This is a genomic window from Zobellia sp. OII3 (genome assembly GCF_002211465.1).
Taxonomy (GTDB): Bacteria; Bacteroidota; Bacteroidia; order Flavobacteriales; family Flavobacteriaceae; genus Zobellia; species Zobellia galactanivorans.
The window spans coordinates 546,783-562,988 of sequence record NZ_MWRZ01000001.1; the positions used below are offsets into that span (position 1 = coordinate 546,783).

14 protein-coding genes are annotated in these 16,206 nt (G+C 42.2%); 6 read left to right on the forward strand and 8 right to left on the reverse strand.

The genetic code is table 11. The features are described from left to right. Positions 1 to 44 precede the first annotated feature (44 nt). The gene (locus B4Q04_RS02290) at positions 45 to 812 is read right to left on the reverse strand and encodes an exodeoxyribonuclease III (protein ID WP_088696369.1); all 768 of its coding nucleotides are present in this window, start codon (positions 810 to 812) and stop codon (positions 45 to 47) included. 86 nt (positions 813 to 898) lie between these two features. Between B4Q04_RS02290 and B4Q04_RS02295 the strand changes: the two genes are divergently transcribed. After that, entirely contained in the window at positions 899 to 2,980 is a 2,082-nt protein-coding gene (locus tag B4Q04_RS02295; RefSeq protein WP_088696370.1) for a TonB-dependent receptor family protein, read from the forward strand. Here B4Q04_RS02295 and B4Q04_RS02300 read toward each other — a convergent pair. Together B4Q04_RS02300 and B4Q04_RS02305 are read right to left on the reverse strand one after the other, a co-directional pair. Further along, the gene (locus B4Q04_RS02300; RefSeq protein ID WP_013992785.1) at positions 2,977 to 4,527 is read right to left on the reverse strand and encodes a glycine--tRNA ligase; all 1,551 of its coding nucleotides are present in this window, start codon (positions 4,525 to 4,527) and stop codon (positions 2,977 to 2,979) included. The genes B4Q04_RS02295 and B4Q04_RS02300 overlap by 4 nt on opposite strands. Before the next feature lie 37 nt (positions 4,528 to 4,564). Next, entirely contained in the window at positions 4,565 to 5,461 is an 897-nt protein-coding gene (locus B4Q04_RS02305; protein WP_013992786.1) for a hypothetical protein, read from the reverse strand. Positions 5,462 to 5,518: 57 nt separating this feature from the next. Between B4Q04_RS02305 and B4Q04_RS02310 the strand changes: the two genes are divergently transcribed. Then, positions 5,519 to 6,226 (forward strand): ComF family protein, encoded by a 708-nt coding sequence (locus B4Q04_RS02310; protein WP_013992787.1) that lies wholly within the window; start codon positions 5,519 to 5,521, stop codon positions 6,224 to 6,226. A gap of 89 nt (positions 6,227 to 6,315) precedes the next feature. Continuing rightward, on the forward strand, positions 6,316 to 7,875 hold the full coding sequence (locus B4Q04_RS02315; protein WP_317042101.1) for an Ig-like domain-containing protein: 1,560 nt from the start codon (positions 6,316 to 6,318) through the stop codon (positions 7,873 to 7,875). Here B4Q04_RS02315 and B4Q04_RS02320 read toward each other — a convergent pair. The 4 genes from B4Q04_RS02320 to B4Q04_RS02335 all read right to left on the reverse strand — a co-directional run bounded on the left by B4Q04_RS02320 (position 7,859) and on the right by B4Q04_RS02335 (position 11,380). After that, complete coding sequence (locus tag B4Q04_RS02320) at positions 7,859 to 8,635, reverse strand: amidohydrolase (protein ID WP_013992789.1); 777 nt, start codon at positions 8,633 to 8,635, stop codon at positions 7,859 to 7,861. The two genes, B4Q04_RS02315 and B4Q04_RS02320, sit on opposite strands and share 17 nt — an antisense overlap. A gap of 8 nt (positions 8,636 to 8,643) precedes the next feature. After that, positions 8,644 to 9,258, reverse strand: coding sequence for an NUDIX hydrolase (locus B4Q04_RS02325; RefSeq protein ID WP_088695886.1), 615 nt, complete (start codon positions 9,256 to 9,258; stop codon positions 8,644 to 8,646). 12 nt (positions 9,259 to 9,270) lie between these two features. Beyond that, positions 9,271 to 9,744: an ankyrin repeat domain-containing protein gene (locus B4Q04_RS02330; protein WP_013992791.1), complete on the reverse strand. Its 474-nt coding sequence runs from the start codon at positions 9,742 to 9,744 to the stop codon at positions 9,271 to 9,273. 145 nt (positions 9,745 to 9,889) lie between these two features. Continuing rightward, positions 9,890 to 11,380 (reverse strand): catalase, encoded by a 1,491-nt coding sequence (locus B4Q04_RS02335; RefSeq protein ID WP_088695887.1) that lies wholly within the window; start codon positions 11,378 to 11,380, stop codon positions 9,890 to 9,892. Positions 11,381 to 11,729: 349 nt separating this feature from the next. On the opposite strand from B4Q04_RS02335, the gene B4Q04_RS02340 reads away from it, so the two are divergent. The 3 genes from B4Q04_RS02340 to B4Q04_RS02350 all read left to right on the forward strand — a co-directional run bounded on the left by B4Q04_RS02340 (position 11,730) and on the right by B4Q04_RS02350 (position 14,816). Beyond that, positions 11,730 to 13,934, forward strand: coding sequence for a PAS domain-containing sensor histidine kinase (locus B4Q04_RS02340; protein ID WP_088695888.1), 2,205 nt, complete (start codon positions 11,730 to 11,732; stop codon positions 13,932 to 13,934). After that, positions 13,931 to 14,347, forward strand: coding sequence for a response regulator (locus tag B4Q04_RS02345; protein WP_236630956.1), 417 nt, complete (start codon positions 13,931 to 13,933; stop codon positions 14,345 to 14,347). Before B4Q04_RS02340 ends, B4Q04_RS02345 begins: the two co-directional genes overlap by 4 nt. A gap of 76 nt (positions 14,348 to 14,423) precedes the next feature. Then, positions 14,424 to 14,816 (forward strand): response regulator, encoded by a 393-nt coding sequence (locus B4Q04_RS02350; RefSeq protein WP_088695889.1) that lies wholly within the window; start codon positions 14,424 to 14,426, stop codon positions 14,814 to 14,816. Between the two features lie 9 nt (positions 14,817 to 14,825). On the opposite strand, the gene B4Q04_RS02355 is transcribed toward B4Q04_RS02350, so the two are convergent. Beyond that, entirely contained in the window at positions 14,826 to 16,205 is a 1,380-nt protein-coding gene (locus tag B4Q04_RS02355) for a DUF5689 domain-containing protein (RefSeq protein WP_088695890.1), read from the reverse strand. Position 16,206: the final 1 nt, after the last annotated feature.

Consider the following 16,206-nt stretch of genomic DNA (forward strand, 5'->3'; position numbering starts at 1 on the left):
TTCGAATACACACAGTCTTCCTTAGTAGACCTAAAAGCCCCCCATCAGGGCGTTTCCACCTCGACCAAAATGGGGCAATGATCACTGTGTTTTGCCTCTGAAAGTATCACGGAGCGCTTTAGCCTATCTTTCAACGGTTCGGCCACCATTCCGTAATCTAACCTCCACCCTTTATTGTTGTTCCTCGCATTGGCGCGGTAACTCCACCAGGTATAATTATCGGGTTCCTTATTAAAATGACGAAAACTGTCGATAAAACCGCTATCCATAAAATTACCGATCCACTCACGCTCGACTGGCAAAAAGCCCGAAACATTCTTATTGCGCACCGGATCATGAATGTCTATGGCCTGATGACAGACATTATAATCACCCAAAACAATAAGGTTCGGGTGGGTCTTTCTAAGTTCATCGGTATATTTCTGAAAGTCGGCCATATACATGAGTTTATGTTCCAAACGCGCCAAGTTGGTCCCCGAGGGCAAATACATGCTCATGATGGATATATCCCCAAAATCGGCCCTGATATTGCGCCCCTCAAAATCCATATAATCGATACCTGTCCCTTTCTGAACCGCATCAGGCTGTTTCTTTGATAAAATCGCAGTACCACTATAACCTTTTTTCTGGGCACTGAACCAGTAGTTATTACTATAGCCCGCCTCCTCAAAAAGCGAAAGGTCCAATTGTTCTTCCATGGCCTTGATTTCCTGTAGACAGACTACATCGGGATCTACGGCTTGCAGCCAATCTAAAAAACCTTTGTTCAATGCGGCTCGAATGCCATTTACGTTATAAGAAATTATTTTCACAGGTATGCTTTTTACGAAAATACACATTGTTGACAAAGATGGCCGCTAAGTTTCCTATTTTTACTTTTCCCACAACAAAAGCCTTTATGAAGCATCTCTTTTTTGTTTTCCTTTCCTTCCTTTTACCTCTTCATATTCACGCACAAGACGACGTTCAAAAAGACCGTGTTACGATACTTGATGAAATTGTACTGACCGACACCCTCACCGTCAAGAACGCCACAGGCATAGTAGCCTCCAGCTTGATCGGACCAAAAACCTTTCAAAATTACAGTCCGGTAGACATGGTGTCGGCCATCAATCAAATTCCCGGGGTCTTTGTTCTTTCCGGAGCCCTCAATACCAATAGGATTACTATTAGGGGCATTGGCGCCCGCTCACAATTCGGTACGGACAAGCTACACCTCTACTACAACGATATTCCCATTACCAATGGCACAGGAGCCTCTACCATTGAAGCCTACGACCTTGAAAACCTAGAGGCCATTGAAGTTATAAAAGGGCCCAAGGGCACGGCTTATGGCGCAGGGCTTGGAGGTGCCATCATACTTGTTTCCGAAGAAAGCGACGCCGATATCACTTTCTTGAACAACAAACTTACCGTGGGCTCTTACGGACTTCTAAAAGACAACCTCAAATTTTCACATACCGATTCCAAACTTTCCCTTCAGTTACAATATGGACATATGGAAAACGATGGCTATCGTGAAAACAATGCCTTCGAAAGAGACGGTATCCTTTTAAACGCTTCCTATAAAATCAAACCGAACCAAAAGATTTCCGTCTTACTGAACCATATCGATTATTCCGCCGAAATTCCAAGTTCATTGGGCCAAACGGCCTTTGAAACAAATCCCAAACAAGCCGATTTCACTTGGAATGCCGCCCAAGGCTACGAAGCCAACAAATACACCTTGGCAGGCCTGTCGTACACCCATGACCTCAGCCCCCATCTCAAAAACAGTACTAGCATCTTCTACACCTATCTCGACCACTACGAACCCAGACCGTTCAATATTCTAGATGAAATTACGAACGGCTATGGTTTCAGAACCCGGTTTTATGGAACATTCGACCTCCTTCGGCGCCCAGCCGAATACACTTTTGGAGGAGAGCTTTACAAAGATGAATACCAGTGGGCCACAATTGAAAATTTATACGAGGAAAACAACGGTAAGGGAAGCCTAGAAGGAAGCCGCATTAGCGACAACAAAGAGTTCAGAAGGCAATTCAACGTATTCGGAACGCTCACACTGGCCCTTTCGGAAGCTTTTAAGGCCCAATTCGGCCTGAATATCAACAAGACCCATTATGATTTTCGCGATAAGTTCAACCTAGGAAGCCAAAACAAAAGTGCAAAACGAGATTTCAATACCATTGCCCTCCCTAGCCTAAACCTAAACTATCGCCTCCCCTCAGGCTTAAATATATTTGCCAATATAAGTAAAGGGTTCTCGAACCCCAGTTTAGAAAAATCACTGACCCCGGATGGAGTTATCAACCCAGATATTGCCCAAGAGACGGGTACAAACTATGAAGTGGGCGGAGATACTTATTTCTTAAAAAAGAAACTCTACATCAATATAGCCCTCTACCGTATGAACATAAAAAACTTATTGGTAGACCAACGCATTGGCGAAGACCAATATATTGGAAAAAATGCCGGAAGTACCCGACACCAAGGTATCGACTCAGAGTTGAACTACACCATAGAAATAGGTCGCCAGCTACGTCTACGCCCATTTTTCAACTATACGCTCAGCGATTTTAGTTTTATGGAATTCATTGACGGCGACAATGATTATTCGGGAAACCCCTTGACCGGCGTACCAAAACACCGAATTAGTTCTGGCTTGCAAATTCAGCTCAAGAACGGCTTCTTCTGGAACACGACCTACCAGTATGTGGATAAAATTTCATTGACGGACGCCAACACCCTATACAGTGCCCCTTTTCAACTAGCACATATGAAAATAGGCTATAGAAGGCAGTTTTCAGACCGTTTGGACCTAGGCCTAAACTTGGGCGTGAACAATATCTTCGATACCGCATATGCCCAATCGGTACTTATAAACGCTACCGGTTTTGGAGGAAGGGAGCCCCGATACTTCTACCCTGGAAACGGAAGAAATTGGTACGGGGGCCTTAACCTTAAGCTGAAACTCTAGAGTTTCTGCATTTTCATAAGCCAGGTCTTCATATCTACGGCTTTATGAATAATTTCTTTTAAGCTAGAAATGGACACACGTTCTTGTTCCATAGAATCACGATGACGAATGGTAACCGTTCGGTCTTCCAAGGTCTGGTGATCGACGGTAATACAAAAAGGAGTACCATTGGCATCTTGTCTCCTATAACGACGTCCTACCGCATCCTTTTCATCGTAAGTGACGTTAAAATCCCATTTCAGGTCTTCAATAATTTCGTGGGCCACTTCGGGAAGACCATCTTTTTTTACCAATGGCAAGATAGCCGCTTTGGTCGGTGCCAAGACCGCAGGAAGCTTAAGTACGGTTCTAGTTGATCCGTTCTCGAGTTCTTCCTCGACCAAAGAGTTTGAAAAGACCGCCAAGAACATACGATCAAGACCTATGGAAGTCTCTAGCACATAAGGCACATAGCTTTCCCTTGTTTCCGGGTCAAAATACTGAAGTTTCTTTCCTGAGAATTTCTCATGGCTAGACAAGTCGAAATCGGTTCGTGAGTGAATTCCCTCCAGTTCTTTGAACCCGAATGGAAAACGGAATTCTATATCTGCAGCGGCATCGGCGTAGTGGGCCAATTTTTCGTGATCGTGAAAACGATAGTTATCTTCACCAAGACCTAATGAAAGGTGCCACTTCATTCTATTCTCCTTCCACTTTTCGTACCACTCTTGCTGCGTACCCGGTTTAATGAAATATTGCATTTCCATTTGTTCAAATTCGCGCATGCGGAATATAAACTGACGGGCAACAATTTCGTTTCGGAAGGCTTTTCCGGTTTGTGCGATTCCAAAAGGAATTTTCATCCGTCCGGTTTTCTGAACGTTCAAAAAGTTGACAAAAATACCCTGTGCGGTTTCGGGGCGAAGGTACAGATCCATGGCGCTGTCTGCCGTTGCCCCTAATTTTGTACCGAACATAAGGTTAAACTGTTTTACCTCGGTCCAGTTCTTTGAACCTGACATAGGGCAGGCAATATCCAATTCCTCTATCAACTTCTTAACATCGGCAAGGTCTTCGTTTTCGAGAGACCTGCCCAATCTTTTCAAAATGGCAGTGGCCTGCTCTTGGTAATCGACTACCCTTTGGTTGGTAGCCAAAAACTGTTCCTTGTCAAACTTATCGCCAAAGCGTTTGGCCGCCTTAGCCACCTCTTTTTCTATTTTGGCCTCGATTTTTGCCACATGGTCTTCAACCAATACATCGGCACGATACCTTTTTTTGGAGTCTTTGTTATCGATCAATGGGTCGTTGAAAGCATCAACGTGTCCTGAAGCCTTCCAAGTAGTGGGGTGCATAAATATGGCCGCATCGATCCCGACAATATTGTCGTTGAGCTGAACCATGGCTTTCCACCAATACTCCCTTATATTTTTTTTGAGTTCCGCACCGTTTTGTGCGTAATCGTAAACGGCACTAAGTCCGTCGTAAATCTCACTTGATTGAAATACGTACCCATACTCCTTTGCATGGGATATTACTTTCTTAAAATCGTCTTCTTGTTTTGCCATGCGGCAAAAATAGGATATTAGCCCAATGTCAGAAAATTTATTTTAGCTCAAATTCGGATGAAGTGAGGAGTTTTTGATTTTCAAAAATATTCAGCCTATAGACCCCTTCCTTCAGAGAGCCTTGAGGAAGCGTAATAAAGTCGCAAATATTGGTCTCTTCGCCACTGAATAAAAACTGCACCCTCTTGCTGTAAATGTTTCCGTTGACCGAAATGGTATTGGCATTATCTTCCAGTACGCGCATATTGGGATCCAAAAACTGGAAATAGATGACTTTTTCCGAATTAGGCTCATTGCCATCGGGCGCTACAGTAACGCAGCCGCGTAATTTTTCGATCAAGGAGGCCTTGTTGGTCTTTATGGGTTTGCCCGAACGCAAGCGAAAACCGCTTCCTTCGGGATTGTTCAAGGCCAAATATCGCTTCGCCTTAAGTTCTTTGTTCAGTTCGGTTATTTTTTTTCGCTGCATGGCCTCGGCCTCGGCCAAAGAACTGCTCTTCCCGCGCAGTAACTCTATCTGTTTTTTGGTTTCTTGATACTTCTCGGACAACACCATGTTGTTATATTTCAAGAAGTTGTTCTTTAACTTCAGGCTATCGTTCTTGGCCTCTAAGCGCCTAAGTTCGCTTTTGTACTCCCTTAGCTTCTCTACCGTAAAGTTTAACCTCCCAACAGAATCCAACAATTGTTGCACCCTATATTTAGAGCTTTCCAGTTCTATTTCGTTGACCTCGTTAAGTGCCGAAAGCCGATCTACGTCGGTCTTCATTAAGGTCAAATCTTTTACAAGCAGTTCCTTTTCTTGCTCCAAAAAGGCAATTTGACTTCTTGATTGGGCATAGCTGTAATAAAAGGCTATCAAAATGCCTATTATAACGGCAACCAATGCAGTAAGTATTATTTTATAGTTGAATTTAGTATCTTGAACGTCCATTGGGGCGTGTTGGGCTTTTATGGTAAGCTTGGTTTGGCTAAGAAATTGAAGTTTAAAATGTTAACAAATATACTAAATGATATCAATTCAATCTTAGCTCCACGGGTCTGTTTTGGATGTAATGCTCATTTATACGGAGGAGAGCAACTCCTCTGTACCATTTGCCGAAACGATTTGCCGCTTACCGATTATTCTTTTAACGATGAAAACCCCGTAGACCGTATATTTTACGGTAGAATTAACATAAAAAAGGCCAGTTCTATGCTTTTTTTCTCAAACAGGGGCATCGTCCGCGAACTGATTCACTACCTAAAGTACAGAAATCAAGAGCAAATAGGCACATTTCTCGGGGATTGGTACGGGCAAATCTTGAAAGACAACCACGAGCTCACCGATACCATCGACATGGTCATACCTGTTCCACTACATCGAAAAAAACTAAAGAAACGCGGCTATAACCAGGTTGCCTCCTTCGCCAAGCGATTGGCCTTTCATCTTAAAACGGCCTATGTCGACCATATTTTGGTCAAATCCGCAAACACCAAAACCCAGACTAAAAAAAGTAGAATCGGGAGATGGCAAAGCGACAAGATGCTTTACACGGTAACCGATATTGAATTCATCAAGAACAAACATATTCTGTTGGTAGACGACGTAATCACCACTGGCGCCACTATGGAACTGTGCGCCCGGGCACTGGCCAAAGCGCCGGGAACCACCTTGTACGTAGCCAGTATGGCCGTAGTACACAAGTTATGGAATTAAGAAAAATTAGTTGTTTCTTTGTGTCATAGTTGAGCAATATGGTGCGTCGTTTTGTGTCTTTTTTATTTTTATTTTTAATCGTTGCGGTATTGTGGCAGTGCGCGCGAAGAGGTAGCCCGAGCGGTGGCCCGAAAGATATTACCCCACCTACGCTTACCAAGACGGAGCCCGACAGTATGACTACCAACTTTAAGGCCAGTCGTATTCGTCTTTATTTTGATGAATTCATCAAGTTAAAGGATATTCAGGAACAATTGATCGTCTCGCCTCCGCTAAAATACCAACCCGACATAACACCACAGGGCGGGGCCAGTAAATATGTTGAGATAAAATTCAAGGACACCTTACACGAAAACACCACCTACACCTTAAATTTCGGTCAAAGTATTCAAGACAACAACGAAGGCAATCCCAGTAGTTTTCTAACCTATGTTTTTTCCACGGGAGACTATATCGATTCCCTTGCCCTTACGGGTGCGGTAAAAGATGCCTTTAAGAAAAAAGCGGACGAGTTCATCAGTGTGATGCTCTACAAAATCGATACGGCCTATACCGATTCTACCATCTTTAAAAAACCGCCCAACTACATCACCAATACCTTGGACAGTGCCGTTATTTTTAGATTGAAAAACCTAAAGGAAGGACAGTACAAACTATTTGCCCTAAAAGACGAGGCAAAAAATAACATCTTCGATCAAAACGTAGACAAAATAGCCTTTCTTCAAGACACGATCACCCTTCCCACAGATTCTACCTATGTGTTGACCCTGTTTAAGGAAGTACCCAACTACAGTATGTCCGTACCGAGTTTAGTGGCCAAAAACCGTATCATTTTCGGTTATTACGGGGATGCCTCCGGGGTCGAGATCAAGCCCTTAACCGTCTTGCCCGATACCGTAAAGACCAAAATATTAAAGGAAAAAAACAAAGACACCCTTAATTTTTGGTTTACGCCCTATGAAATGGATTCTATCGTGTTTACGGCCACCAACGAAAAATTAAAAGTAATAGACACCTTTACCGTAAAGAGTCGAAAAGTAGGTGTTGACTCTTTACAGTTGCGCCCCAATCAGAACGGCACACTCAATTTCAGCGACCCTTTCTACATTGCCGCCAATACCCCTATCACCACAATCGACTCAACCCTATTTTTCATGACGGACCAAGATTCGCTTGCCGTCAATTTCAAAACCGAGTTAGACACGGTAGAGAATAAAATAGATATCGATTTTACCATTGAACCGAACCAAAGCTACCAATTGGACCTTCTTCCCGGGGCCATCAGCGATTTATTCGGACAGTCGAATGACACCATATCATATTACCTATCTACAGGAAGCTATGCCGATTACGGAAACTTGAGGTTTAATATCACAGGAGGAGACTACCCTTTAATCGTTCAGTTGACCGACGAAAAAGGCGTCTTAAAAAGGGAAATTATAGCCACCGAGCCAAAAGTTTTTGAATTCAACCACCTTGAACCCGCTAAATACCTAATTCGGGTCATTTTTGATGCCAACGGTAACGGGAAATGGGATACCGGTAATTTTCTTAAAAAACGACAACCCGAAAAAATTAGTTACTACCCCGACATTATTGAGGTAAGGGCCAATTGGGAAATGGAACAAACCTTTATTCTTCCAGAATAAAAGAATCCCTATCGTTCAAGAACTTTAGTTTGTCGCGAACTTCCTTAATATGTTTTTTCGACAAGGTAACGGTCACGACTTCTTCAGTTGTGCTAAACACCATCTCTTGTCCCAAACCGTCAAGAACCACAGAATGCCCTGGGTATTGATGTCCCGAATCATCAGCCCCGATTCTATTTACACCAATGCAATAGGCCATATTTTCTATAGACCGTGCTTTTAACAAAGCATCCCACGCATTGATTCGAGGCTCCGGCCAATTGGCAACATAGAGCAATACATCATAGTCTTCGGTATTTCTGGCCCATACGGGAAAACGGAGATCATAACAGATCAACGGGCATATTCTAAATCCTTTATAACGCACCAATAAACGTTCATTGCCCGCATGGTACACCTTATCTTCCCCCGCAAGGGTAAAGGTGTGCCGTTTATCATAGACCGAAGTTGTACCATCAGGTTCTACAAAGAAGAGTCGGTTGGTATAGACTGCATTATCGAAGTACACCAAACTACCGGTGATGGCGGCGTTTTTTTGTCGCGCCATCGTTTTCATCCAATCAAGGGTCTTGGGCCCTTCTTCTTTTCCTATGTGCTGCGGATTCATGGTAAAACCGGTGGTAAACATCTCAGGAAGCACAATCAGGTCAACATCTGAAGCAAGCCCCCCTAATTTCTTTTCCAGTTCCAATCGATTCGCACGGGGGTCTTCCCATACCAGTGCGGTTTGTACCAAGGCTACCTTCAATAGTTTATCCATAGAAAACATCAATCAAAATACACTTCCGTTTTATTTTCAATTGCCATGGCGTGCAATTGTTTAAGTTGGGAAACCAAAATACGGTCTTTTGATATTTCGGGCAAATCGTCAATATCAAAAAAAGCGGCCCCACGCATATCGAAACCAGGGGTAAGCTTGCCCCCGCTAAGTCGGCATAAAAAACACAGTTTATATACGTAAAAAGGCTGTGGCGGATGCGGATGCGATTGCTTATCATAAACGGCCATAAGCCTTACCACATTGGTAATCAACCCCGTTTCTTCTTCTATCTCCTTCATAATGCAAGCCGAGGGCGAATAACCCACCTCCGCCCATCCACCGGGTATGGTCCATTTGCCGTCTACACTTTCCTTGGCCATCAAAATCTGATTTTTCTCGTTAAGGACCAATCCACGTACATCGACTTTAGGGGTGGGATAATCCGTAACCGGCATATAAAAATCATCTAAAACCGACAAAGGTTTATCGGCTACCGAGGCCAAAAGTTCAAGGGCAAGCTGTTTGAGTTCGGTATAGCGTTCGCGGTTGTATTCATCTTCGGCATATACAAGTCCCGTTTCCGCCAGCGCCTTTATACGTTTAATTTGCTCTAATTGCTTCATTCCCTCCCTAAATTAAAGCTCAGCGGCCAACAACTCTATCAATTCGGGCACACCTTGCATTTTTGCATGATCATGGGCCGTGTTGCCCCTAGCATCTTTAGCCGTAGTATCGGCCCCGTGTTCCAGCAAGAGTTTGGCAATTTCCGGCCGATTGAAGGTAGCGGCATAAATAAGGCTGGTAGCCCCCATAGAATTCCGTTCGTTCACATTCGCCCCTCTTTCGATCAACATTTCTGCAATGCCCGCAAATCCCTTAAAGCACACCCCCATTAGCGCGGTGTTCCCGGACCCATCTATGGCATCGATCTTAGCACCTTTGTCCAACAACAATTCGGCTATTTCCATTTGATCGTAATACGTAGCCAAAATAAGGGGGGTAGAGCCCCTTTGATCTACGGCATCTACCAATTCGGGATTATCATTTAACATATGGGTTACCGCTTCTAGGTTGCCCAGGCGTATTTCATTAAAAAACCTATCGCTCATAATCTCACTTGTCTTTATTTGTCTTATGGTATTCAACCATAAACTTTCGTTTTATAAATTTAAACAAAAGAGCCACGGTATGCGCCGTGACCCTAGTGTTTTATTAATGGATTTCTATTTTGGAAATCCCCGTTCGGTTCAGGAACTATGCCCCGACCTCTTCGGGCCTTACATTTGAATTAGGGTCGAGTCCTCCTTTTTGGTCACTTAGCGCCTTTTCAACCCCTGCCCCATAGGCTGGGTCGGCTGCGTAAAAATGTTTCAATTGACGTTGCACTATTTCTTCGGAAACGCCTTCCATGGCCGTAGCAATATTATTGAACAAACGTTGTCTTTGGCCTTCATCGAACATACGGAACAAATCTCCCGGCTGCTTATAGTCGCCCAGAGTATCGTTTTCTTCATATCGCATCACATCACCACTTATTTTCATTGGCGGCTCCTCTGCACTTGGCACCTCTTCCGGCCCTCCTTTTGAATTAGGCTCATAATACGCATCCGGATTACCAAAATCATTCGTAAAAAAGCGCATTGCCCCGTCTTTATGATAGTGGTTCAGTTCGTTGATAGGTGCATTTGCAGGCAGTGCCTCGTAGTGGGTTCCCAAACGATACCTATGTGCATCGGCATAGCTAAAAATACGGGCCTGTAATACTTTGTCGGGAGAAAAGCCTATACCCGGTACAACATTAGAGGGCGAATACGCCGCATTCTCAACAAACTGCCAATAATTATCGGGATTCTTGTTCAACTCTAGCTCACCTACCTCGATTAAAGGGTAATCGGCATGTGGCCATACCTTGGTAAGGTCGAAAGGGTTATAAGGTGTTTTTTCGGCATCGGCTTCGGGCATAATCTGCACTTTCAATGTCCATTTCGGATAATTGCCCGCTTCAATGGCCCCAAAAAGTTCTTCTTGATACTTTTCCCGGGTCTGACCGATGATTTCCGCCGATTCTTCATTCGTATAATGCTTATGTCCTTGTTGGGTCTTGAAATGGAACTTTACCCAAAACCGCTCGCCATCATTGTTCCAAAAGCTATACGTGTGTGAGCCGTAGCCATTCATATGCATTGGCGTAATAGGGATACCCCTGTCCGACATCAATATGGTTACTTGATGAAGGCTTTCAGGTGAAAGTGACCAATAATCCCACATGGCTTCCGGCGAACGCAAATTGGTTTTAGGATGTCTTTTTTGGGTATGGATAAAATCGGGGAATTTATAACCGTCCCTTAAGAAGAAAACGGGGGTATTGTTACCCACCATGTCCCAATTGCCTTCTTCGGTATAAAACTTGACCGAGAACCCCCTAACATCACGTTCGGTATCGGCTGCTCCCATTTCTCCGGCCACGGTAGAAAACCTTGTGAGAACGGGCGTCTTCTTTCCTATCTCGGAAAATATTTTCGCACAAGTATATTTTGATATATCGTGTGTTACGGTGAAGGTACCCATGGCGCCCCAACCTTTGGCATGCACTACACGTTCGGGTATTCTTTCCCTATTCTGATGTGCAAGTTTCTCTAAAAGCTTGTAGTCTTGAACGACTACCGGACCTCGTTCTCCTGCGGTTTTTGATCGTTGATTATTAGATACCGGTGCTCCTGCTGATGTAGTTAGTTTTTTCTTCATGGTTCTAATTGTTGTTTATATATGTTGTATAATGAGTGATTAAATTGATAATCAAGCAATTCTATTTGTAAATTTACCTAAAACACAAAGACAACTATAAAATTTTTATATTAAATAATTATCTTGACATAGATTTTTACTATTAAATAAGATACTAAGCAGTGCGTTAATAGAACATGAATTTGCCCCTATTGAAGATTTTCAGGCTTTGTTCATACAGATTAGAAAGTTTTTCAGTATCTTTTTAGATTATAGCTACATAACTCTTGTTGGAATACAGACATCGACTGGGACGGTAAATTCTCACAACAAAGTGTAGCGCTCATATTTTTAACATAAATCCCCCAACTTGCAAACACTATCAATCACATCCCTAATAAAAGATTCCCCCAGCGCAGTTGCTATTTTAGACACGCAACTACGTTTTGCAGGAAACTCCAGAGTGTGGCTCAATGATTTTTGTCCTGATCACGAATCAATCTTAGGCAAAAATTATTTTGACGTTATTCCACATACTCCAGAAAAACTAAAATCTATATTATGTGAATGCCTTGAAAACGGATCAAGAAACCTTAGCGAGGGTGAAAAATTCATTTTCCCAAGTGGTAAAATCCAATGGTTAAAGTGGAAAATAAATGCTTGGACCAATAGTGACGAAGAAATTGGCGGTCTCATTGTTCTTCTGGAAGATGTAACCAAAACTAAGCGTCTTGAAGAACTTTATCAAAAAGCAGAGCGTGTAGCTAGAATTGGTGGTTGGGAGGTTGACATGACCACAAATTTTATATACTGGACAGATATTACAAAAGACATACATGAAGTACCCAGAGATTTTAAACCTGACCTTGAAACTGGAATAAATTTTTATAAAAAAGGAGAGCACAGAGAGAAAATAACGAATTTAATAACCAACGCTATTGCGGATGGTACCCCTTGGGATACAGAATTGATAATCATTACCAAAAAAGGTAATGAAGTATGGGTTAGGGCAAAGGGCGAAGTAGAGTTTTTAGATGGCAAATGTGTACGACTTTTTGGCACCTTTCAAGATATTGATGAAAAAAAGAAGACAGAACTTAAGTTTTTTGAGGCCACCCAAAGACTGGAAATTGCTACTACAGGGGCAAATGTTGGCATTTGGGACTTTGACATCGTAAACAACCAACTCGTGTGGGACGATAATATGTATCTACTCTACGGAATTGACAAAAAAGATTTTAATGGCGTGTATGAAGCTTGGCAATCGGGCCTTCACCCAGGTGACAAGATACGGGGAGAGAAAGAAATTGCAATGGCCATATCAGGTGAAAAAGAGTTCGATACCGAGTTTAGAGTCGTATGGCCCAACGGCGAGACACGATACATAAAGGCCTCTGCAGTAACCCAACGAAATGCCGATGGGAAGGCCATTAAAATGACGGGGACCAATTGGGACATTACCGAGTTGAAGAATACCCAAATGATGCTTTCCAAAAGTCAAGAATCATTTTTTGGTGCTTTTGAAAACTCGGATACAGGTATGGCCATTGTAAGTATAAATGGCAAATGGATAAAAGTAAACCAAAGCCTTTGTTCTAGTCTAGGGTATGAAGAAGAGGAGCTTCTTAAATTAACTTTTCAGCAAATTACCCATCCAGAAGATTTACAGAACGATATTGAACTATTAAACCAAACTATTGCCGGAGAAATACCCAGCTATAGAATGGGAAAACGTTATTTCCATAAAGATGGCAGTATTGTTCACGGAATACTTACGGTAACCGCGGTCAGAAATATTAATGGTAAAATATTACATTTCATTTCACAGATTACGGATATCACACCTCAGATAGAGAATGAGAAAAAATTGACTCGCTTAGTAGATATCACATCAGAACAAAATGAAAGCCTTCTAAATTTTGCCCATATCGTATCACATAACCTACGATCACATTCCAGTAACTTGGCAATGCTTACTAAATTTCTTGTTAAAGAAGAAAGTGATGAAGAGCGCCAAAACCTTTTGGGCATGCTTAGTGGCGCATCAGACAGTCTTAATGAGACCATTTTACATTTAAACGAGGTGGTTCAGGTAAAAGTAGGTGCTTTGGAAAAGATGAAGAGCATCAACCTATATGATAGCATCAAAAATGTAAAGAAAAACCTCAATCTTATAATACAGGAAAAAAATGCGGTTTGCGAAATCAACATTCCTGAAAATCTGATGGTTAGTGCTATCCCTGCCTATTTAGACAGCATTGTTTTAAACTTACTCTCTAATGGTATTAAATACAGTTCACCAGACAGAAAACCTTTAATCCAAATAAGTTCAGAAGTAAACGAAGAAAATATAATTCTTTCATTTAAAGACAATGGCTTGGGAATAGACCTAAACAAGCATAGGGAAAAACTTTTTGGTATGTACAAAACGTTTCATCGCAATAAAGACGCCAAAGGCATAGGTCTGTTTATTACGAAAAACCAAATAGAAGCCATGAACGGAAAAATTGAGGTAGAAAGCACCGTAGGTGTGGGAAGTACCTTTAAACTACACTTTAAAAAACCATTGACATGAATATGAATATCACTAAAATTAAGAGTGTCTGCATTATAGACGACGACCCTATCTTTATCTACGGTACCAAACGTATCATGAACGAAGTTGACTTTGCTGACGAGATCATTGTTTATAATGATGGCCTCGCTGCGTTTGACGGACTAAAGGCAATGACTAAAAAGGGAGAGGAACTGCCATCTATGATTTTTTTGGATATAAACATGCCCATAATGAACGGGTGGGAGTTTTTAGATGAATTTGTTCAATTACCCAATAACAACAGTGAAAATATTACCATTTACATTATAAGTTCTTCTGTTGACCCGCGGGATATTGCAAGGATACATGAATATAAGGTTGTTAACAATTACATTCTAAAACCTATTTCAGTAGAAGACCTACATAATATTCTTAAACATGTGGGTAGCTAAGGGTATTTGCTTATTTTAGACCGCTAGGACAGTATAACAGCATCCTTAAAATCTAGCAATTCACACTTTTTATTGAATGAATAATTTAAAAAAAACATGCATCGTAGACGATGACGCCATAGCCGTTTTTGGATTAAAACGAGCAATGCAAGCTCTTGAATTCTCATCGGAGCTATTAGTTTACGAGAACGGCCTTGACGCCATAGAGAGCTTTCAGGAAATGATCGATGAAGACACAACCCTACCTTCGCTAATTTTAATTGACATTAATATGCCCGTGATGGGAGGATGGGATTTTATTTCAGAAATGCGTGAAATCTGGCCTAAAGACAAAGAAGAACCAACCGTTTATATGATGACCTCTTCTCTTAGCCCTATGGATATTGAGACTGCCAAAACCTTTAAATTAGAAAACAACTACCTTATTAAACCTATTTACGCGGAAGCATTGCAAGCCATTCTGGTCTAATTATAGTTATTAATCTTTTTCTTTGGGAGAGAAATCATCCGGTGCTATTTTCACCTGTTTAATTGTTCCCATACTGCCAGAGTCGTTCCATATTTGCCATTCATCAAAATTAAAGTTTGCATTCCCTTTTAAAACTTCTGGCCTACGTATGGCCCTGCCATCTTCAAATTCATGATTTGTTCCGGTGCCGTCTTCACCAACAACACCAAATACATCTATAATTTTTCCGAAAGGATCTACCAACTGAAGGTTATCATCTCCGTTTGAATCTGCCGGACTATTCGTACCTACGGCCAAATCGGGCGAAAAACCATAAACGGACTCAAACTCCGCTGCATTAGGGGAAATCACCACATAACCACCAGCATCTATGGTCAAGGGAGACAAGTCGATTTTCGACCCCACTTCGGTATTTGCATTGGTATATCGTTCCAACGTCCATCCCTTTAGGCTCAGTGCCCCATCGGAAGCGTTGTAGAGCTCCACAAACCGGGCGGAAGCATTATTGTCGGGATCGGCCAATTCTGAAATAAGAATATGTTCAGAAGTAAACTCATCTATCAACTCAGCACATCGTTCTTGGTCAAAATCGACATCGTCCAAGTTCCGGATACGCATCATATAACTATCGTTCTCACGTAACAAAACTCCCGTTAATCTACCCCTACCATCAGGAAGTGTCTCTGACTGAAAATCGGAAAAACCGCTATTCAAGACCACAATCTCCTTATCGGCACAATCGGTTAAAAGACGTTCGGTCTCCTCTCCGACTTCGGCAAAATTCTGCTCCAAGACATTTTCCACAAACTCCACATCGTTCAAGGTCACTAAGGTATTGGTCTGTTCTTTTTCTATATCCGAAATAACAATCTGGGTAGGTTCGATGACGGCATCCCCATTACAAAACCTAAAAATATGTTCATTTACGACAGCTGCAGGCAGTCTCCCCACGGAAATATTCCCGAAAGACATAAAGCTTCCTCCCAATTTGAACACATCTTTACTCTTACCTAAGTACAAGCCTTTTAATTTGATTCCGATCTTACTGCCTACCGGATAAAACAAATGCGAATCACGGAGGTCGATCTCAATTTGAAAGCCCTGTGTCGGATTTGAGGGACTGTCTTGAAAATACAATACACTAAAAAAATTACCCGCCGCATCGGAAGAAACGACAAAGCCTTCTATGATCAGATCCTCTTGAATCTGGATCGTCTCACCCTTATACAAATTTTTCACTTCGGAATAAGTGGCATTGGCCTTTATATTGGAAAGGCAAGCGACAGGAGGCACATCATAACTGCGGTTTTTTACACAAGCGGCAAGCCATACGACCATAAGCGCCGAAAATCCCATAAACACCCTCTTCCAACAAAATGTGTTTCTCATT